General features: G+C 58.3%; 21 protein-coding genes and 1 riboswitch. Of the genes, 13 read left to right on the forward strand and 8 right to left on the reverse strand.

Translation table 11 applies throughout. The features are described 5' to 3' along the window. Positions 1–41: 41 nt before the first annotated feature. Positions 42–248: a hypothetical protein gene (locus DQN55_RS04050; RefSeq protein WP_048378183.1), complete on the reverse strand. Its 207-nt coding sequence runs from the start codon at positions 246–248 to the stop codon at positions 42–44. A gap of 182 nt (positions 249–430) precedes the next feature. Then, complete coding sequence (locus DQN55_RS04055; protein WP_172601019.1) at positions 431–1,594, reverse strand: 1-acyl-sn-glycerol-3-phosphate acyltransferase; 1,164 nt, start codon at positions 1,592–1,594, stop codon at positions 431–433. 108 nt (positions 1,595–1,702) lie between these two features. On the opposite strand from DQN55_RS04055, the gene DQN55_RS04060 reads away from it, so the two are divergent. Genes DQN55_RS04060 through DQN55_RS04075 form a run of 4 tightly spaced genes read left to right on the forward strand, consistent with a single transcriptional unit; the run spans position 1,703 to position 3,701 of the window. After that, entirely contained in the window at positions 1,703–1,885 is a 183-nt protein-coding gene (locus DQN55_RS04060; RefSeq protein ID WP_048378181.1) for a CPXCG motif-containing cysteine-rich protein, read from the forward strand. 11 nt (positions 1,886–1,896) lie between these two features. Further along, a complete protein-coding gene (locus DQN55_RS04065; RefSeq protein ID WP_048378180.1) occupies positions 1,897–2,157 on the forward strand; it encodes a putative signal transducing protein in 261 nt (86 codons plus the stop codon). 50 nt (positions 2,158–2,207) lie between these two features. Continuing rightward, complete coding sequence (locus DQN55_RS04070) at positions 2,208–2,834, forward strand: SOS response-associated peptidase (protein WP_048378179.1); 627 nt, start codon at positions 2,208–2,210, stop codon at positions 2,832–2,834. A gap of 45 nt (positions 2,835–2,879) precedes the next feature. Then, positions 2,880–3,701: a M48 family metallopeptidase gene (locus tag DQN55_RS04075; RefSeq protein WP_048378178.1), complete on the forward strand. Its 822-nt coding sequence runs from the start codon at positions 2,880–2,882 to the stop codon at positions 3,699–3,701. Positions 3,702–3,780: 79 nt separating this feature from the next. Here the strand turns inward: DQN55_RS04075 and DQN55_RS04080 are convergent, their stop codons facing one another. The 3 genes from DQN55_RS04080 to DQN55_RS04090 form a co-directional block, all read right to left on the reverse strand. Beyond that, the gene (locus tag DQN55_RS04080) at positions 3,781–4,365 is read right to left on the reverse strand and encodes a TMEM165/GDT1 family protein (RefSeq protein WP_048378456.1); all 585 of its coding nucleotides are present in this window, start codon (positions 4,363–4,365) and stop codon (positions 3,781–3,783) included. A gap of 90 nt (positions 4,366–4,455) precedes the next feature. Further along, a riboswitch (yybP-ykoY riboswitch) is annotated at positions 4,456–4,577 on the reverse strand. Between the two features lie 49 nt (positions 4,578–4,626). Beyond that, positions 4,627–5,625: a class I SAM-dependent methyltransferase gene (locus tag DQN55_RS04085; protein ID WP_048378177.1), complete on the reverse strand. Its 999-nt coding sequence runs from the start codon at positions 5,623–5,625 to the stop codon at positions 4,627–4,629. A 31-nt stretch (positions 5,626–5,656) separates the two neighbouring features. Beyond that, positions 5,657–6,622 carry a 2-hydroxyacid dehydrogenase gene (locus DQN55_RS04090; protein WP_048378176.1) on the reverse strand — a complete coding sequence of 322 codons (966 nt, stop codon included), beginning with the start codon at positions 6,620–6,622 and terminating at the stop codon, positions 5,657–5,659. 80 nt (positions 6,623–6,702) lie between these two features. Between DQN55_RS04090 and DQN55_RS04095 the strand changes: the two genes are divergently transcribed. The 4 genes from DQN55_RS04095 to DQN55_RS04110 all read left to right on the forward strand — a co-directional run bounded on the left by DQN55_RS04095 (position 6,703) and on the right by DQN55_RS04110 (position 10,796). Further along, positions 6,703–7,332, forward strand: a complete 630-nt coding sequence (locus DQN55_RS04095; protein ID WP_048378175.1) for a LysE family translocator — start codon at positions 6,703–6,705, stop codon at positions 7,330–7,332. A gap of 201 nt (positions 7,333–7,533) precedes the next feature. Beyond that, entirely contained in the window at positions 7,534–9,300 is a 1,767-nt protein-coding gene (locus DQN55_RS04100; RefSeq protein WP_048378174.1) for a DUF1302 domain-containing protein, read from the forward strand. A 31-nt stretch (positions 9,301–9,331) separates the two neighbouring features. Then, positions 9,332–9,973, forward strand: a complete 642-nt coding sequence (locus tag DQN55_RS04105) for an MBL fold metallo-hydrolase (protein WP_048378173.1) — start codon at positions 9,332–9,334, stop codon at positions 9,971–9,973. A gap of 103 nt (positions 9,974–10,076) precedes the next feature. After that, entirely contained in the window at positions 10,077–10,796 is a 720-nt protein-coding gene (locus tag DQN55_RS04110; protein WP_048378172.1) for a YiaD family glycine zipper/OmpA-like lipoprotein, read from the forward strand. Positions 10,797–10,934: 138 nt separating this feature from the next. Here DQN55_RS04110 and DQN55_RS04115 read toward each other — a convergent pair whose 3' ends face one another. After that, the gene (locus DQN55_RS04115) at positions 10,935–11,369 is read right to left on the reverse strand and encodes a Z-ring associated ZapG family protein (RefSeq protein ID WP_048378171.1); all 435 of its coding nucleotides are present in this window, start codon (positions 11,367–11,369) and stop codon (positions 10,935–10,937) included. Between the two features lie 139 nt (positions 11,370–11,508). On the opposite strand from DQN55_RS04115, the gene DQN55_RS04120 reads away from it, so the two are divergent. From DQN55_RS04120 to zapE, 3 genes are all read left to right on the forward strand, one after another. Continuing rightward, positions 11,509–12,144 (forward strand): alpha/beta hydrolase, encoded by a 636-nt coding sequence (locus tag DQN55_RS04120; protein WP_048378170.1) that lies wholly within the window; start codon positions 11,509–11,511, stop codon positions 12,142–12,144. Between the two features lie 24 nt (positions 12,145–12,168). Beyond that, the gene (locus DQN55_RS04125) at positions 12,169–13,524 is read left to right on the forward strand and encodes a tryptophan--tRNA ligase (protein ID WP_048378169.1); all 1,356 of its coding nucleotides are present in this window, start codon (positions 12,169–12,171) and stop codon (positions 13,522–13,524) included. A 91-nt stretch (positions 13,525–13,615) separates the two neighbouring features. After that, positions 13,616–14,710: a cell division protein ZapE gene (gene zapE / locus DQN55_RS04130; protein WP_048378168.1), complete on the forward strand. Its 1,095-nt coding sequence runs from the start codon at positions 13,616–13,618 to the stop codon at positions 14,708–14,710. Positions 14,711–14,769: 59 nt separating this feature from the next. Here zapE and DQN55_RS04135 read toward each other — a convergent pair whose 3' ends face one another. Then, the gene (locus DQN55_RS04135; RefSeq protein WP_172601043.1) at positions 14,770–15,690 is read right to left on the reverse strand and encodes a GlxA family transcriptional regulator; all 921 of its coding nucleotides are present in this window, start codon (positions 15,688–15,690) and stop codon (positions 14,770–14,772) included. Positions 15,691–15,953: 263 nt separating this feature from the next. Next, a complete protein-coding gene (locus DQN55_RS04140) occupies positions 15,954–16,994 on the reverse strand; it encodes an NADP(H)-dependent aldo-keto reductase (RefSeq protein WP_048378166.1) in 1,041 nt (346 codons plus the stop codon). A gap of 246 nt (positions 16,995–17,240) precedes the next feature. Here DQN55_RS04140 and rplM point away from each other — a divergent pair, with 246 nt between their 5' ends. Both rplM and rpsI read left to right on the forward strand, forming a co-directional pair. After that, complete coding sequence (gene rplM, locus DQN55_RS04145) at positions 17,241–17,669, forward strand: 50S ribosomal protein L13 (RefSeq protein WP_019408582.1); 429 nt, start codon at positions 17,241–17,243, stop codon at positions 17,667–17,669. A gap of 14 nt (positions 17,670–17,683) precedes the next feature. Next, entirely contained in the window at positions 17,684–18,076 is a 393-nt protein-coding gene (gene rpsI / locus DQN55_RS04150; RefSeq protein WP_047273763.1) for a 30S ribosomal protein S9, read from the forward strand. Positions 18,077–18,272: the final 196 nt, after the last annotated feature.

The raw sequence follows: 18,272 nt of genomic DNA on the forward strand, positions 1-18,272 counted from the left end.
CCCGAACTCGTTGAGTTCGGGCTTTTTTTTGAGCAATTCCTTCAGGCCGCTTCGGCATATAGCTCAAGACGGCTCACGCCAGTGAGCAAGTCCAGTTCAGGTAAATCGGCGTGGGCATGGCCGCTCAGGGCGCAATAGACCAGCCAGTGACGATCCTGAACGTTAAATGCCAGCCCTTCGATCAATGCCTGCTGTTCGTCGCTGGGGGCGATCAGATAAAGGCGGTCCTGGTTTTCTGCGTGCAGCATGACAAACTCCGTGTCGGTATCGAGGGGGCACAGGGTGGCCTCTCTACATGACGATACGGTGACATCCAGAATTAAACGTTCTTGCCCTGTAAGAGCGAGCTTGTCGCGATGCGGTCAACGCGCGTCTTTGAATGATCGCAGTGAGGCCATTGCGAGCACGCTCGCTCCTACAGGGGGCCGGGTTATAGCGGCAAGCCGGCTTTGACCCGGTACTGGTTGCGTACAGGGGTCGCATATTGCAGCACCAGATACGGACGATGCTCGACAGGGCAGGCATCCAGGCGACGTTGCCACTCTTGCTGAGCCTTCGCCAGCTCTTCGGCCGGGAACACTTGAGCCGCCGCGGGCACCTGCAATTGCGGGTCGGCCTCGGCCCATTGCGCATACGCCAGGTAATGAGCCGGAAACAGGCGATAGCCGCTGAGAATATGCCGGTCCATTTCGGTCGCCAGCAGTTTGCTGTCTTCGAAGGGAGCGGTGATCGGAGTCGCGAAGTTCACATGCACGCGGCCTTTGTAGCCGGTAATGCCGTTGGCGATGCTGGTGTCGTCCTCTCCGGGGGTCTTGCTGTAGGTGCCGGTGGTTGCACGGATATACAGCTCGCGCGCCTTCGCCTGATCACATGGATCGTATTCGTAGCTGATCGACACCGGTGTCAGGTTCAGTGACTGGATGACCTCGGAGAAAGGCTCGTTTTTACGGCTCATGTGGAACATTTTGAGGATCGCTGAATCGGTACGGTCGTCACCGTCCTTGGCGCGACCTTCGGCCTGGGCAATCCAGATCGACTGGCAATCGTTGCGAATCGAGTGATTGATATAGGCCGAGAGCAATTGATACGCCGCCAGCTTTTCACGTCGACCGGTGATGGAACGGTGCACGATAAAGCTTTTGTTTAGCCGCATCAGGTCGCTGACAAACGGCTTTTGCAGCAGGTTGTCACCGATGGCGATACGCGGTGTCGGCAGGCCTGCGTGATACACCGCGTAGTTAACGAACGCGGGGTCCATCACGATATCGCGATGATTGGCCAGGAACAGGTAGGCGCTGCCTGACTTCAGGTGTTCGACACCGGTGTAGGTCACGCCGTCAGTGGCATGCTCGATGGTTCGGTCGACGTACACTTCGACTTTGTCCTGCAGGGTTGCGACCGACGTGACGCCCGCGAACTCCTTGCGCAGGCGATGCGATATAAGAGGTTTTAACAGCCAACCGAAAGCGCCTGCCAGGCGCGGGAAGCGAAAGTGGGTCAGGATATCTAGAAACGCCTTGTCGCTGAGCAGCCGGGCCAGCACTGCTGGGACTTCGGCGTCGTCGTAAGGTCGGATGGTATCGAATTCGCCCATCATGCTCTCTTGTTGGAAACGGCTAGGGTAAGTACATAAGGCAGGGCAAAAAAAATAGCCCTGCAAATAGACCGGCGATTATACGCACAAGTCACTCTGGAGACCGCGATGCTTGAAACCGAAGCCTATGAATGCCCTTATTGCGGCGAGCCTGCCGAAGCGGTGCTTGATCTTTCCGGGGGGGACCAGACGTATGTTGAAGATTGCCCTGTGTGCTGCCGGCCTATTGTTTTCCATTTGCAGACTGACGGTCAGGAATGGATGCTCGATGTTCACAGTGAGAACGAGTAACGGGTGAGCTCATGCAACGCATCTATGAACCGGAAAGCCTGATGGAAGCCGAACTGCTGCTGGGGATGCTGGCCAGCGAAGGGATCGAGGCCCGTCTTCAGGGGCGCGACCTGATCGGCGGCACCGGCGAGCTGCCTGCATTGGGTTTGTTGGGGCTGGCAGTGGCCGATGATCAGGCCCTGTACGCCCGAGAGTTGATCGATGCGTACAATGCCGCTTCGCCGGTGGCGGGCGATGAGCCCGAGAGCTTCCCGGATGTGCTGGTCTGCTAAGACCGGCGACTGTTTTCCACTGCTGTATTAGAGAAGAGTTGTGCTGCCCCATGTGTGGACGTTTTGCCCTGTTTCGCTGGAACCCTGCCTTTGCAGCCTTGCCCGGTTTTCCGGCGGACCAGCAGGCCCAGTGGAATATTTCGCCCAATGACTCGGTATTGATCCTGCGAGCAGGTGCCGAGCCTGATCAGCGCGAGCTGGCGCGGGCGCGTTGGGGTTTGACCCCGCCGTGGCTGACCGACCTCTCGCGAACACCGGCCCATGCGCGTGCTGAAACTCTGGCCGAGCAACCGATGTTTCGTGAAGCGTTTCGCCAGCGGCGTTGTCTGATCCCGGCCAATGGTTTTTATGAGTGGCGCGGCACCACAAGAAAGCGTCCTTACTGGTTGACGCCGGGTGAGGGCGCTTCGCTTTTTTTTGCCGGTATCTGGGAGGCTTATCCGGTCGAAGGGCACGTATGGTTGAGCGCTGCGGTGGTGACTCAGGCGGCGGCCAGCCAGCGCCGCCCGCTGATTCTGGATGAGGCCGGGCAGCGTGCCTGGCTTGATCCACAAACCCCTTTGCCGGTATTGCAGGCGCTGCTGGCCAGCGCACAATTGCCGTTGCGCGAGCGACCTTTGGCCAATCTGGTCAACGATCCAAAACTCAATGCCCCCGAGTGCCTGACGCCGGGTTGAGAGTCGGTTCTGCTACGATGCGAGTCATCTTTATGGAGGGTTTTGATGGGTAAGTTATCGGTAGTTTGCGTGGTGGGCGTCGGCTTGTTGCTCGGCGGTTGCCAGTCGGTGAATACCACCAATGGTGGTGCCGTAGGCGTTGAACGCAAGCAGTACATGTTCAGCATGCTGTCGAGCCAGCAAGTCGACCAGATGTATGCGCAGTCGTACCAGCAGACAGTTGGAGAAGCCAACAGCAAAGGGGTTCTGGACAAGACCAGTACCAACGCCAAGCGCTTGCAAGCGATTGCCAAGCGGCTGATTGCCCAGGCGCCAGCGTTTCGCCCTGATTCGGCGCAATGGGATTGGGAAGTCAATTTGATCAAGAGCGACGAGCTCAATGCCAACTGCGGCCCAGGTGGCAAGATCATCTTCTACAGCGGGATCATTGATCAGCTCAAGCTGACCGACGACGAAATCGCGGCAATCATGGGGCACGAAGTTGCCCACGCCTTGCGCGAGCACAGTCGTGAGTCCATGTCCAAGGCCTATGGTATCGAGATCGCCAAGCAGGGCGCCGGTGCGTTGCTGGGGCTGGGCCAGGACAGCCTCGGCCTGGCCGATACCGTGGTCAACTACAGCCTGACCTTGCCCAACAGCCGCAGCAATGAAAACGAAGCGGATCTGATCGGTCTGGAGTTGGCGGCGCGTGCAGGCTACAACCCGAATGCGGCCATCACCTTGTGGGAGAAGATGTCCCGCCAGTCTCAGAGTGCACCGCCGGAGTTCATGAGCACTCACCCGGCTTCGGCCAGTCGGATTGCGGCTCTTGAAGCGGCGATTCCGAAGGTGATGCCGCTTTATCAGCAAGCCTCGAAAAACCGGTAGCGGCCCGGCCACGGAGCGGGGTGATCGGGTAATGCCCTGAACCTGCAGGAGCGAGCTCCTGCAGAAACCTGTGGTGCAGTTACACCCAGCCGCTGATCACCATCGCTTTGTACACGGCCACCGCCGCCAGTACGAAGAATGCCGTTGCTGCCAGGCGACGGATCAGGGTCAGCGGCAGTTTGTCTGCGGCAAAGTTACCGGCCAATACCACCGGTACGTTGGCAATCAGCATGCCGAGAGTGGTGCCGATGATGACCAGCCACAAATCGGGATACTGCGCGGCCAGCATCACGGTTGCGACTTGGGTCTTGTCGCCGATTTCAGCAATGAAGAACGTAATCAGGGTTGTGATGAAAGGGCCGTACTTGCGTGCGGTACTGGCTTCGTCGTCGTCCATTTTGTCGGGCACCAGGGTCCACAGGGCTGTGGCGGCGAAGCTCGCTGCGAGGATCCAGTGCAGCGTGACGTCCGAAAAGAAGCTCCCGAACCAGGCGCCTACGGCACCGGCGGCCGCATGGTTGGCCAGGGTCGCAGCCACGATGCCGGCGATAATGGGCCAGGGTTTGCGAAAGCGGGCGGCGAGAATGAGTGCGAGCAGTTGCGTCTTGTCGCCGATTTCGGCCAAGGCAACGATTGCAGTAGGAACGAGCAGGGAATCGAGCATCATCAGGTGGTTTCCAGGGGCGGGTCGACACGGCTATGACACGTACAGCCTTCCCGCCCCGGGTAAGGTGTTCGTGTCATAGGTCTTGTCAAACCCCGGTCCGTCTGTGCGGACACCTGGGTCGCATGCACCATGGTCTGTTGACCAAGTATGTTGACGCATGCCGGACGAGCGTGGTGCTCGTGGGAGACTACTCCCCTAGGACGGAGCGGATTCTGCCTAGGCAAATCCGATCCGGCAAGCCTTGTTTTGTAAAAAACCTCAGCGGCGCTTGGCGCTGTAGATCCGGAACCCTTGCCCTTCGGCCTTGACCCTGCAAGGTCCCAGGTGTTCTTCGATCAGTGGCTGGTAGCGCAGGAAGCTGTTAGCCACAAGGCGCAGTTCGCCACCTGATTTAAGATGTTTGACTGCTTTTTGCAGCAAGTTTTCGGTGGCGTGGTAATCGGTGTGAACGCCGACATGGAACGGCGGATTGCTCAGGATCGTGTTCAAACCCATGGGTGCGGCATCGATACCGTCGCCCGTAATCACTTCGGCCTCGAGGCCGTTGGCGGCGAGGGTCAGGCGACTGCTGGCAGTGGCGAAGGCATCCACATCGAGCAGCGTGACGTTGTTATGCGGGTAGCGACGTTTGACTGCCGCGCCGAGGACGCCTGCACCGCAACCAAAATCCAGCACATGGCCGCTGGGCAGTTTGTCCAGATGTTCGAGCAGCAAGGCACTGCCGCGATCCAGGCGGCCGTGGCTGAAGACGCCGGGCAGGCTGACGACCTTGAGCGGGCCTTCGGCCAGCGCCAGCTCGTAATGCTGGGCGAGGTCCGCGAGTATCGGAGCCGCCGGGGCATTGACGACCGTGGTTTGCCACAACTGGCAATGCCGTGCGCTGTCGAGCTTGCGTGGCTTGCCGAACGGTACCAATTGCTTGGATGCACCTTCGATGCCGCCCTTTTTCTCGCCGACCAAAAATACGTCCGCGCCGGGCAGGTGAGCCGCCACGGCTTTGAGGACGTAATCCGTCAGTTCCTTGGACTTGGGTAAAAACACCACGGCGGTGTCGAATCCGCGCTCGGGTACCTCTACGCCGAAATGCACGCGTCCGGGAAAGCGTGTATCCAGCGTTGCCTGATCGCCGGCGTGCCAGCACCAGCCATGTGCGTTAGGCAATTCACCCAACAGTTCGTCCGCTGGCAAACCTACCAGCAGCAACGAGCCCTGAAAGTATTCAGGCTGGCGAAGCAGTACTTCACTGCGCGGATCCATAATCTGCTCCTCAAAAAAGGGGCGCAGTCTATCAACTGACGACCCGCAGCGCTGTACCGTTGAAGAATGCGCTGGCGTTTTCACTGAGTTGGGTGACGATCCGCTGGCGCGCCTCGCGGCTGCCCCAGGCGCTGTGCGGGGTAATGATCAGGCGCGGAATGTCTGCCGCCAGCAGCGGGTTGCCGTCACGTGGTGGTTCTATGGTCAGTACGTCGGTCGCCGCCCCGCCCAAATGACCGCTGCGCAAGGCATCGGCCAGCGCCTGCTCATCGATTATCCCGCCCCGAGCGGTGTTGACCACAAAGGTTCCGGGTTTGAGCAGCGCCAACTCGCGGGCGCCGATAAAGTTTCGCGTGTGTTCATTGAGCGGGCAGTGAAAGGTCAGGGCATCGACGCGTGGCAGCAGTTCGTCCAGAGGCAGGCGATCGGCGCGGGCCGGGCGCCCCGGGATTTGCCCGACCAACACGCGCATGCCGAACGCTTCAGCCAGCTTGGCCACCGCGCTGCCCAGCTCTCCGTGGCCGAACAGGCCCAGGGTTTTGCCTTCCAGCTCCACAATCGGGTAGTCCAGCAGGCAGAACTGCTTGGCCTTTTGCCATTCGCCTGCGGTTACGGCTTTTTGGTAGTCGATCAGGCGTGTGGCCAGCGCGAGCAATAGCATCAAGGTGTGCTGGGCTACCGAAGGCGTGCCATAACCCTGGCAATTGGTGACGGTAATCCCTTGGGCGCGGGCAGCCTCGAGGTCGACATTATTGGTGCCGGTGGCGGCTATCAGGATCAGCTTCAGGTCAGGACAGGCGGCAAGGGTCTCGGCATTCAGCAGGATTTTATTGCTGATGGCTACGCGAGCGCCCTGCAGGCGCTCGACCACTTGATCCGCAGAGGTGGTGTCCCACAGCTGCAACTCGCCAAAGCAGTGACGCAGAGGGGTGAGGTCAAGATCGCCGAGGTCCAGGGAAGAGTGGTCGAGGAACACGGCGCGGTGAGTGTTAATCATCAACTGTACCTTTTGTGCTGTCGAGTGAAGGCGTAATGTGGCGAGCCTAACAGAAGAAACAATTTGCAATGGAGTCGCGCATGTACTGGACTGAATTTTTGACTGTTGCCCTGATTCACTTGTTGGCGGTGGCCAGCCCCGGGCCGGATTTCGCTGTGGTGGTACGTGAAAGCGTGACCCACGGACGACGCGCCGGCCTGTTTACGGCGTTCGGTGTCGGCACGGCGATTTTCGTCCATGTCGGTTATTCGCTACTGGGTATCGGGATCATCGTGTCGCAGTCCATTGTGCTGTTCAACGCCCTTAAATGGCTGGCGGCGGCTTACCTGTTGTACATCGGCTACAAGGCCCTGCGTGCCAAGCCGGCTGATCCGGCCGCCCTGGCGGCGGCGTTGCCAGTGGGCGAGCGCACGGCGCGCGGAGCGTTCACCTCGGGCTTTGTGACCAATGGCTTGAACCCCAAGGCAACGCTGTTTTTCTTGTCGCTGTTCACTGTGGTGATCAACCCGCACACGCCGCTGTCGATTCAGGCCGGCTATGGGGTGTATCTTGCGGTCGCGACCGGGCTGTGGTTTTGCATGGTGGCCGTGCTGTTCAGTCACCAGCGTGTTCGTACAGGCTTTGCGCGCATGGGGCACTGGTTTGATCGCACCATGGGCGCGGTGCTGGTGGCGCTGGGCGTAAAGCTGGCCTTTACCGAAATGCACTGACGGGAGAGCGGTAGATACTCTGTTGTCAGTCAAGCCTCGGCAGCGCAGCCGGACGAGGCCTCGTTCTACTCGTCCGCGGCTACAAATTACGCGCTGCATCATCTGTAGCCGCTGCCTTGGGTCGCGGCTACAAGCCTTGTCAAATTCTGTTTTTCCTTCATCCTTGCGGGCTTATTGCAGCGTGCCCACGGAGATGTATCGATGTCCTCAGTCAACCGGTTCTGGCGTCTGGCCAAACTGCCGCTGGCAGTCAGCCTGGCCTCTACGTTTACCGGGTCCGCCTGGGGCGTGAGTTTTAACCTCGGTGCGATTGAAGGTCAGATTGACTCCGAGCTGTCGATAGGTGCCAGTTGGTCGACCGCCAAAGCGGATCACAACTTGATCGGCTCCAACAATGGTGGCCAGGGCCACTCGCAAATCTCTGACGACGGGCGCCTGAACTTCAAGCGCGGTGAAACCTTCTCGAAGATCGTGACCGGCATGCACGGGCTTGAGCTGAAATACGGCGATAGCGGCCTGTATGTGCGGGGCAAATACTGGTACGACTTTGAACTGCAGGACGACAGCCGTCCCTTCAAGTCCATCAGTGACAGCGGGCGCAAAGCCTCGGCCCAATCGGCGGGCGCACAGTGGCTCGATGCGTTTGTCTACCATAACTATGCAATTGCCGATCAGCCCGGCGCGGTACGCCTGGGCAAGCAGGTCGTCAGCTGGGGCGAGTCAGCTTTTATCGGCGGGGGGATCAATGCAATCAACCCCACGGACGCGTCGGCTTATCGCCGGGCGGGTACCGAATACAAAGACGGCCTGGTGCCGGTCAATCTGTTTTATATCTCGCAAAACCTGACCGACAACCTGTCGGCCGAAGCTTTTTACCAACTGGATTGGGAGCAGTCCGAGGCGGACAATTGCGGGACGTTTTTCTCGCAGTCCGACGTGATTGCCGACGGTTGCTCCGGTAATTATCGGGTGATGAGCAAGCGCTCGGCGCTCGATGTAGCGGATCTTGCGGCATTGACCTCGGCGGGTGTCGACGTCAATGAGGAGGGCGTGCTGGTGCGCCGGGGGGCTGATCGCGATGCACGAAACAGCGGGCAGTTCGGCGTGGCCATGCATTATGTATATGAGCCGCTGGACACCGAGTTCGGAGCTTATTTCATCAATTACCACAGCCGTGACCCGATCATCAGCGCCGGCGCTGCGCCGCAGTCAGCTTACAACGCCGCCTCGGCATCCGGGGGGCTTGGGTCGATGATCGTGGCGGGCAACTCCAGTTACTACGTTGAATACCCGGAAGACATCCGGTTGTATGGCCTGAGCTTCGCCACCACGTTATCCACAGGCACTCGCTGGAAAGGCGAGTTGAGCTACCGTCCCAATGCGCCAGTGCAAATCAACAGCAACGATTTGCTCTACGCCAATGTGACCCTGCTGCCCGGCCTGGCTGGTGCCTCGCCCCTTGGCGTGAGCCCCGGCGCCGACCTGCAGGGATACCGACGCAAAGAGGTGAGCCAGTTCCAGACGTCGCTGATCCATGTGTTCGACAACGCCATGGGGGCCAATCGCCTGACCTTGATCGGTGAGGCGGGGGTAACGTACGTCGGTGGTCTGGAAAGCGGTTCCGAGCTGCGCTATGGCCGTGACCCGGTGTTTGGTTCGGGTGGCAATGAAGGTTTCACCACGGCCACCTCGTGGGGCTACCGGGCGCGCGCCGTATGGGAATACAACAGCGTGTTGCCCGGCATCAATCTCAAGCCGGTTCTGGGCTGGTCCCATGATGTCAGTGGCTATGCCCCGGGGCCCAACGCCACCTTCGAAGAAGGTCGAAAAGCCGTCACCCTCGGCCTTGACGGGGAATACCAGAATACCTACACCGGTAGTTTGTCCTACACCAACTTCTTCGGCGGACGCTACAACACCCTCAGTGATCGCGACTTTGTGTCGATGAGCGTCGGGGTCAAGTTTTGAAACGTCCTGCACAGATTCGGAAGCCTCGATCATGAACACATCCCCCGCACTCATCCGCGAAACCTTCCCCGTCGGCCCGTTGCAGTGCAACTGCACGATCATCGGCGATCCAGTGACGAAAAAGGCGATTGTGGTCGATCCAGGCGGTGATCATGAATTGATTCTGGCGCGGCTCGAGAAGCTGGGGCTGCGGGTGGTGAGCATCATTCATACCCATGCCCACCTGGATCATTTCCTGGCTTCGGGCCAGCTCAAGGAAAAAACCGGCGCGACCCTGCACTTGCACAAGGAAGACCAGTTTTTGTGGGACAACCTTGAGATGCAGTGCGGTTTGTTCGGCGTACCGTATACGCCGGTGCCGCCGCCAGACCGCTGGCTGGCCGATGACGAGGAGCTGGCCTGCGGCTGCGGGGTGGCGTTGCACACCCCGGGGCATACACCCGGCTCGATGAGTTTCTGGTTTGCCGAGGCCAAGCTGCTGATCGCAGGGGACACGCTATTTCGCCGCGGGGTAGGGCGTACCGATTTGTGGGGTGGCGATCAGGCGACTATCGTTCGTTCTATCAAGCAGCGGCTGTACACGCTGGACGAAGAAGCAACGGTGGTTGCAGGTCATGGCCCTGACACGCGTCTTGGCGATGAAATGCGTGAAAACCCTTTTGTGCGTGCCTAAGTAAAGCCGCCAGGGAATTTTTACCGCTGGTCGTGTTCAAACGCCAATAAAGGTCCATTGCCAACGACCTTTGCCCCTAGAAAGACAGATCAGGAGCTACACCATGTTCATTTCGCGTCGTATGATCATTGCCGCAAGTGCTGTTGCATTGCTGGCGGGCTGCGCCTCGCCTAACCCTTATGACAGCAGCCAGGGCCAAGCCTCAACGGGCATGAGCAAGACGGCCAAGTACGGCGGTCTTGGAGCGTTGGCCGGTGCATTGGCCGGTGCGGCGATTGACCATGACAACCGTGGCAAGGGTGCGCTGATCGGCGCTGCCGTAGCGGGTCTGGGGGCTGCCGGTTATGGCTACTACGCGGACAAGCAAGAAGCTGAGCTACGCGCAAGCATGGCCAATACCGGGGTTGAGGTTCAGCGTCAGGGCGATAACATCACCCTCGTGATGCCAGGCAATATTACTTTTGCCACCAGCTCGGCCAACATCGCCCCAAGCTTCTATCAGCCGCTGAATAACCTGGCGAACTCGCTGAAGCAGTTCAACAATCAAAACCAGATCCAGATTGTGGGCTACACCGACAGCACGGGTAACTACAACTACAACATGCAGCTTTCCCAGCAGCGTGCGCAGAGTGTAGCGACCTACCTGACGTCTCAGGGCGTGAGCGGTCAGTACCTGTCCGTTCGCGGCGCCGGCCCGGCTGACCCGATCGCGAGCAACGCAACAGCAGACGGTCGTGCGCAAAACCGCCGTGTCCAGATCACCCTGGCTCCGATCCCGGGCATGCAGTATCAGCAGAATGGTCAGGTTCAGCAGTACCCGTAAGGCTTTGACGTGATCGTCTAATGGTTGCCGAAGGCTACATCCCTTGGGGCAACAGCTGTACATCGATTCACGACTCAACAAAAAGCCCCGCGATCCTTGCAGATCGCGGGGCTTTTTGTTGAACGCTTTGCGGAAGAGTTACTTCTTCAGACCGTAATGCTCGTCGAGCATCCCGGGGGCGTTCGGGGTTTTTGGCGCGTAGTCCAATGGAGGCTCGGCGCTGTGTGGCGGTGTAAGGCGCTCGCGATGAGGTTGTGGCACGTCAGAGTGCAGCGCTGCCAGCAGGCGTTGGCGAGTTTGCTCGTCCAGGGCCAAACGGTTGGCGCCCTCGGCAAGGTGTTCTTGCACATCCTGATAGCTCTGAGTGAGTTTTTTCACCAGATTTGCCGTGGTGTTGAAGTGGGTAACCACTTCGCTTTGATAACTGTCAAAACGTTCCTGGATGTCGTCCAGCTGACGCTGCGTGCGGTTAGGCGCGGCATTCGGCAGCAGACGAGCGACCAGAAAACCAATGGCGACACCGGCAACCAGGGCTAGGGTCGGCAACAACCAAATTAAGAGCGAGTGTTCCACGAGTCCTTCCTCTATAAACGGCTTTGCTTTACGTTAACGGCTCGGACCTGCGCTGTATACCGCGATGCACTCGCAAATATGTCAGACAGAATCTATCAGCTAGACGAGTCGACCCAATTTGAGGTCACGGAGTTCCTTCTTGCTTACCCGCGAAACCCCTGTAGAAATTGCCGGCCCGGTCGGCCCACTGGAAGCCTTGTACCTTGAATCGCCTGCGCCACACGGCCTTGCGCTGCTGTGCCACCCTAATCCGGTGCAGGGCGGAACAATGATGAATAAAGTGGTTTCGACCCTCCAGCGCACAGCCCGTGATGCTGGCCTGAGTACCTTGCGGTTTAATTACCGTGGCGTCGGCGCGAGTGCCGGCAATCACGATATGGGCACCGGCGAAGTCGATGATGCATTGGCTGCTGCACACTGGCTGCGTGCCCGGAACCCTGATTTGCCCATCACCTTGCTGGGCTTTTCGTTCGGTGGGTTTGTTGCCGCCAGCCTTGGCGGACGCCTCGAGGCTCAGGGCGAAACCCTGGCACGCCTGATCATGGTTGCTCCGGCAGTCATGCGCTTGCGCGACGAAGATGCGTTGCCCCTGGCGTGTCCGTTGACGGTTATCCAGCCAGAAACTGACGAAGTGATCGATCCCCAGTTGATCTATGACTGGTCAAACGCGCTGACGCGTCCCCATGAGCTGCTGAAAGTGGCAGAATGCGGGCACTTTTTTCACGGCAAGCTACCTGAACTCAAAGAGTTGGTGGCGCCACGCCTTTCGAATTGATTGCAGCCTGATAAGCGATTACCCATGACCACTCGTACCCGTATCCTCACCGGTATTACCACTACCGGTACGCCGCACCTGGGCAACTACGCCGGGGCCATTCGCCCTGCGATCGTCGCCAGCCGTGACAGCAATGCCGACTCGTTCTACTTTTTGGCCGACTATCATGCGTTGATCAAATGCGATGACCCGCTGCGCATTCAGCGCTCGCGTCAGGAAATCGCTGCGACCTGGCTGGCGGCCGGTCTGGATGTTGAGCGCGTGACGTTCTATCGCCAGTCAGACATTCCTGAAATTCCTGAGCTGACCTGGTTGCTCACCTGCGTCGCGGCCAAGGGTTTGCTCAATCGTGCCCACGCTTATAAAGCGTCGGTCGACAAGAATCTGGAAAATGGCGAGGACCCGGATGCGGGCATCACCATGGGGCTGTACAGCTACCCGGTGCTGATGGCTGCGGACATCCTGATGTTCAATGCGAACAAGGTTCCGGTAGGGCGAGATCAGATCCAGCACGTCGAAATGGCCCGCGATATCGGCCAGCGCTTCAACCATCTGTTCGGTAACGGCAAAGAGTTCTTTGCCATGCCTGAAGCATTGATCGAAGAAAGCGTGGCCACCTTGCCAGGTCTTGATGGCCGCAAAATGTCCAAAAGCTACGACAACACCATTCCGTTGTTCAGCAGCGCCAAGGACATGAAAAGCGCGATTTCGCGGATCGTGACCGACTCCCGTGCCCCGGGCGAAGCCAAAGATCCTGATAACTCGCATTTGTTCACCCTGTATCAGGCATTCTCGACGCCTGAGCAATCGGCTGAGTTCCGTGGCGAATTGCTGCAGGGGCTTGGCTGGGGTGAAGCGAAGGAGCGTCTGTTCAAGCTGCTGGACGGCGAGCTGGGGGAGTCCCGTGAGCGTTATCACGAGTTGATGTCGCGCCCTTCGGACATGGAGGACATCCTTCAGACCGGCGCACAGAAAGCGCGCAAGCTGGCAACCCCGTTTTTGGCTGAGTTGCGTGAGGCTGTTGGCCTGCGCTCGTTTGTCAGTGAAGCCCGGACGGCCACTACGGCCAAGAAGAAAGCGAGCAAGGGCCCGCGTTTTGTCAGCTTCCGCGATGAAGACGCCAGCTTCCGCTTCCGCTTGCTGGCGGCTGACGGCGAGCAACTGCTGCTGTCGCGCAGCTTTACCGATGGCAAGGCCGCCGGCCAGGTCACCAAACAGCTGCAAGCAGGCCAGCCTCTGGATGTGCGCACCGAGGCGCTGAGCTTCAGTATCTGGGTGGATGATGCATGCGTGGCCGACAGTCCGGCCTTTGCCGATACAGCGGCGCGTGATGCGGCAATCGAGACGTTGCGTCTGGCCCTGCTGCCCGCGCAAGACTGAGAAAGTGCGACGTTTAGTCTCAGGTTTGATTGCCATTCCTCAGGGCCGTCGCTACAGTGGCGGCCCGTTTTTGTTGCCTTGCTAACGAATTATGACGCCTCTAGAACGATACCAAGCTGATCTGAAACGCCCGGACTTCTTCCATGATGCCGCGCAGGAAAACGCTGTGCGCCATTTGCAGCGTCTGTACGAGGACCTGGTTGCAGCTTCGCAGAGCAAGCCGGGCCTGTTCGGCAAGCTGTTCGGCAAAAAAGAGCAGACCCCGGTCAAGGGGCTGTATTTCTGGGGGGGGGTTGGCCGGGGTAAAACCTATCTGGTCGATACGTTCTTTGATGCCTTGCCGTTCAAAGAGAAGGTTCGTACGCACTTCCACCGCTTCATGAAGCGTGTGCACGAAGAAATGCGCACCCTCAATGGCGAAAAGAACCCATTGACCATCATTGCCAAGCGTTTCTCCGATGAGGCGCGGGTGATTTGTTTCGATGAGTTCTTTGTGTCGGACATTACCGACGCCATGATCCTTGGCACATTGATGGAGGAGCTGTTCAAAAACGGCGTTACCCTGGTGGCCACGTCGAACATCGTGCCGGACGGCCTGTACAAGGACGGCCTGCAGCGTGCGCGTTTCTTGCCGGCGATTGCGCTGATCAAGCAGCACACTGAAATTGTCAACGTCGACAGCGGTGTCGACTATCGGTTGCGCCATCTGGAGCAGGCCGAGTTGTTCCACTTCCCGCTCGATGAAGCGGCCGAAAAAAGTCTGCGTGAGAGTTTCAAAGCGTTGACTCATGATTCCGGTCGAGTGGTTGAAGATGATGCGCTGATCATTGAGAACCGTACCATTCGTGCGCTTCGTACCTGCGACGACGTGGCCTGGTTCGACTTCCGGGAGCTCTGCGACGGCCCGCGCAGCCAGAACGACTACATTGAGCTCGGCAAGATTTTCAATGCCGTGATCCTCAGCGGTGTCGAGCAAATGGAAGTCAAGACCGACGACATTGCTCGCCGTTTCATCAATATGGTCGACGAGTTCTATGACCGTAACGTCAAGCTGATCATCTCGGCTGAAGTCGAGCTTAAAGACCTCTACAAGGGTGGGCGCCTGAACTTCGAGTTCCAGCGCACCCTCAGCCGCTTGCTGGAAATGCAATCCCACGAGTACCTGACGCGGGCGCACAAACCGTAGTCGGAACGTTGTAAAAAAGGCCTGCATTGCAGGCCTTTTTTTTTGGCAGTTATGCAGGCTTACGCTGCCTGCTGGAACTGTTGCCGGTATTGGTGGGGCGAGAGCTCGGTGTGTTGGCGAAACAGCCGTGCAAAGAAGCTGGCGTCGTCGTAGCCCACGTCATAGCTGATGGTCTTGATGCTCTTGCGAGTTGCCGAGAGCAGGCCTTTGGCGGTTTCTATGCGCAGGCGCTGCAGGTAATGCAAGGGCTTGTCGCCGGTCGCGGTCTGGAACCGGCGCATGAAATTGCGGATGCTCATGCCGTGATCGCGGGCCACGTCTTCGAAGCGAAACTTATCCGCCAGATGGTCTTCGAGCCAGTGCTGGATCTGCAGGATGATCACGTCCTGATGCAGTTTTTGCCCGCCAAAACCGATACGTCCGGGGGTGTAGTTACGCTGAACCTCGTACAGGATGTCACGGGCCACGGCCTGGGCAATATTGGCGCCGCAGAAGCGCTCGATCAAATAAATGTACAGGTCGCAGGCAGACGTCGGGCCACCCGCGCAGTACAGGTTGTCTGCATCGGTCAGGTGTTTGTCCTGATTGAGGTAAACCTGTGGATAGCGCTGGGCGAAAGAGCTGAAAAAGCGCCAATAGGTCGTGGCTTCCTTGCCGTTGAGCAGTCCGGTCTCGGCGAGCCAGAAGACCCCGGTGGCTTCTGCGCACAGGACGGCGCCACGGGCATGTTGTTCGCGCAGCCACGGCAGGATTTGCGGGTAGCGCTGGCACAGGGTGTCAAAATCGTCCCAAAAGGCCGGGAGGATGATGATGTCGGTGTCTTCCAGGCCACCGTCGACGGGCAGCACCACATTGCTGAAGCTGCAGACGGATTGGCCATCCGGGCTGACCAGGCGTGTTTCGAAGGTCGGGCACAGGCCTTGGCCCAATTGTTTGCCATGACGCAGGCTGGCGAGATGAAAAAAGTCCTTGGCTTGCATCAGGGTTGAAGCGAACACCCGATCGATAGCCAAAATGCTGACGCGCCGCAAGGGCGTGGAGAGTGGGTTAGACATTATTTGATTATTCTTATAGGTGAAATTGGTCAACTGACGGCTGGATCGTCTTATTATTTTGCGGGCGTGTCTAGGGGGAAGATGCTGTAGTCGCTGCCGCAGGTTGCCAGGCGACCCGAAGGGGCCTCAGCAACGGGCCTGCTGTGCAAGCCATTGCCGCCTGGCAGCAGCGGTTACAGGGGGAGGGGTCAAGGCGCCGGGTTGGGCTGGCCTTTGTGAATCGCTTCGATACCTTCCAGTACTTCATCCGACAGGGTCAGGTTGAAGCTGTCGAGGTTGCTTGCGAGCTGCTCCATTGATGTTGCACCAATGATGTTGCTGGTGACGAACGGTTGTCGCGTGACATAGGCCAGGGCCATTTGTGCCGGATCCAGTCCGTGTTCGCGCGCCAGTGCCACATAACGCTCGCTGGCAGCCACTGCCTGTGGGTTGGAATAGCGCGAGAAGCGGCTGTAGAGGGTCAGGCGGCCTTTTGCCGGGCGGGCGCCACCATCATACTTGCCGGAGAGCATGCCGAACGCCAGCGGCGAGTAGGCGAGCAGGCCGCATTGTTCACGAATGGCGATTTCGGCCAGGCCGACTTCAAAGCTGCGATTGAGCAGGTTATAGGGGTTCTGGATAGAAACTGCGCGTGGCCAGCCCCGGCTCTCGGCCAGTTGCAGGAACTTCATGGTGGCCCACGGAGTTTCGTTCGAGAGGCCGATGTGACGGATTTTACCGGCCTTCACTTGCTCATCCAGCGCTTCTAGAGTGTCTTCCAGCGGGGTGAAGGTCTCGTCGGCGTTATGTTTGTAGCCCAACTGGCCAAAGAAGTTGGTGCTGCGCTCGGGCCAATGCAGCTGGTAGAGATCGATCCAGTCGGTTTGCAGGCGCTTCAGGCTGGCGTCCAGGGCTTGAACGATATGGGCGCGATTGTGTTTGAGCTGGCCGTCACGGATGTAGTCGATACCATTGCCGGGGCCCGCAATCTTGCTCGCCAGAACCCAGTCGGCGCGGTCGCCTCGGGCCTTGAACCAGTTTCCGATGAACCGTTCGGTGCTGGCATAGGTTTCTGCTTTTGGTGGCACCGGATACATCTCGGCCGTATCGATGAAATTGATCCCGGCATTTTTGGCGTATTCGATCTGCTCAAAGGCTTCAGTCTGGCTGTTTTGCTCGCCCCAGGTCATGGTTCCGAGGCCGATTGCGCTCACTTTCAGATCGGTGCGGCCTAGCGTGCGATAGTCCATCGGATGCTCCTTTGATTAAAGAAACATAAAAGCAGGTTGTATTTTTTTTCGCAATCTGCATAATTGCCGACCTCTTTCTGCAGTGGAAGTGATGCCCCGCCTGCCGAAGAATCTTGCCGTTGAACGGACGCGCTGACCCGAGCCCCCGATAGCGTCTGTATCCGGCTGCCTTTGACTTGTCAAAGTACGCACTATTCAGTAAGATCCGCCGTCTAATTTACAGGGCGGCCCCTGAGGCTATAAAGAATGAAAACTTTTACTGCTAAACCGGAAACAGTTAAGCGCGACTGGTTTGTCGTCGACGCTGCCGGCCAGACACTGGGTCGTCTGGCCACCGAAATCGCTAGCCGTCTGCGTGGCAAGCACAAGCCTGAATTCACTCCGCACGTTGACACCGGTGACTACATCGTTGTTATCAATGCCGAGCAGATTCGTGTCACTGGTGCTAAAACCTCTGACAAAATGTACTACTCTCACTCCGGTTTCCCGGGCGGGATTAAGTCGATCAACTTCGAAAAGCTGATCGCCAAAGCTCCTGAGCGCGTGATCGAGACCGCGGTTAAAGGCATGCTGCCTAAAAACCCGCTGGGTCGCGACATGTACCGTAAGCTGAAAGTCTATGCGGGCGCTGCTCACCCTCATACTGCTCAGCAGCCCCAAGAACTGAAGTTTTAACGGAATAGTTCATTATGTCGGCGACTCAAAACTACGGCACTGGCCGTCGTAAGACTGCAACCGCACGCGTTTTCCTGCGTCCGGGTACTGGTAACATCTCCATCAACAACCGCTCCCTGGATAACTTCTTCGGCCGCGAAACTGCCCGCATGGTAGTTCGTCAGCCGCTGGAATTGACTGAGACTGTCGAGAAGTTCGACATCTTCGTTACCGTTATCGGCGGTGGTGTAAGTGGTCAAGCTGGCGCAATCCGCCACGGTATCACTCGCGCCCTGATGCAGTATGACGAAACTCTGCGTGGCGCTCTGCGCAAAGCAGGCTTCGTAACTCGCGATGCTCGTGAAGTTGAACGTAAGAAAGTCGGTCTGCGTAAAGCGCGTAAGCGTCCGCAGTACTCGAAGCGTTAATTCGCAGCTTCGTTCAAAAGCGCCCAGTCTCCTTCGGAGCTGGGCGTTTTTTATGGGCGGTACTTTTTGTCTGTGACAACTTGCCACATCTGTCTAGTGCCTATACTACAAGGCTTGCAGCCGACCGAGAGCGGTAATTACCTTGTCAGAGTAGGGGCTTTTCATTACCATTCTGCAAAATTTTTATAAGTTCAGA

It is taken from the genome of Pseudomonas taetrolens (assembly GCF_900475285.1).
GTDB classification, from domain to species: domain Bacteria; phylum Pseudomonadota; class Gammaproteobacteria; order Pseudomonadales; family Pseudomonadaceae; genus Aquipseudomonas; species Aquipseudomonas taetrolens.

Coding starts and splice junctions, on each gene's coding strand:
- DQN55_RS04140 (WP_048378166.1), bottom strand. CDS start 16,994: ATGGACTATCGCACGCTAGGCCGCACCGATCTGAAAGTGAGCGCAATC.
- DQN55_RS04075 (WP_048378178.1), top strand. CDS start 2,880: ATGGGTAAGTTATCGGTAGTTTGCGTGGTGGGCGTCGGCTTGTTGCTC.
- rplM (WP_019408582.1), top strand. CDS start 17,241: ATGAAAACTTTTACTGCTAAACCGGAAACAGTTAAGCGCGACTGGTTT.
- DQN55_RS04060 (WP_048378181.1), top strand. CDS start 1,703: ATGCTTGAAACCGAAGCCTATGAATGCCCTTATTGCGGCGAGCCTGCC.
- DQN55_RS04050 (WP_048378183.1), bottom strand. CDS start 248: ATGCTGCACGCAGAAAACCAGGACCGCCTTTATCTGATCGCCCCCAGC.
- DQN55_RS04090 (WP_048378176.1), bottom strand. CDS start 6,622: ATGATTAACACTCACCGCGCCGTGTTCCTCGACCACTCTTCCCTGGAC.
- DQN55_RS04135 (WP_172601043.1), bottom strand. CDS start 15,690: ATGCAAGCCAAGGACTTTTTTCATCTCGCCAGCCTGCGTCATGGCAAA.
- DQN55_RS04110 (WP_048378172.1), top strand. CDS start 10,077: ATGTTCATTTCGCGTCGTATGATCATTGCCGCAAGTGCTGTTGCATTG.
- DQN55_RS04105 (WP_048378173.1), top strand. CDS start 9,332: ATGAACACATCCCCCGCACTCATCCGCGAAACCTTCCCCGTCGGCCCG.
- DQN55_RS04065 (WP_048378180.1), top strand. CDS start 1,897: ATGCAACGCATCTATGAACCGGAAAGCCTGATGGAAGCCGAACTGCTG.
- DQN55_RS04100 (WP_048378174.1), top strand. CDS start 7,534: ATGTCCTCAGTCAACCGGTTCTGGCGTCTGGCCAAACTGCCGCTGGCA.
- DQN55_RS04085 (WP_048378177.1), bottom strand. CDS start 5,625: ATGGATCCGCGCAGTGAAGTACTGCTTCGCCAGCCTGAATACTTTCAG.
- DQN55_RS04125 (WP_048378169.1), top strand. CDS start 12,169: ATGACCACTCGTACCCGTATCCTCACCGGTATTACCACTACCGGTACG.
- DQN55_RS04070 (WP_048378179.1), top strand. CDS start 2,208: ATGTGTGGACGTTTTGCCCTGTTTCGCTGGAACCCTGCCTTTGCAGCC.
- DQN55_RS04055 (WP_172601019.1), bottom strand. CDS start 1,594: ATGGGCGAATTCGATACCATCCGACCTTACGACGACGCCGAAGTCCCA.
- DQN55_RS04095 (WP_048378175.1), top strand. CDS start 6,703: ATGTACTGGACTGAATTTTTGACTGTTGCCCTGATTCACTTGTTGGCG.
- zapE (WP_048378168.1), top strand. CDS start 13,616: ATGACGCCTCTAGAACGATACCAAGCTGATCTGAAACGCCCGGACTTC.
- rpsI (WP_047273763.1), top strand. CDS start 17,684: ATGTCGGCGACTCAAAACTACGGCACTGGCCGTCGTAAGACTGCAACC.
- DQN55_RS04080 (WP_048378456.1), bottom strand. CDS start 4,365: ATGCTCGATTCCCTGCTCGTTCCTACTGCAATCGTTGCCTTGGCCGAA.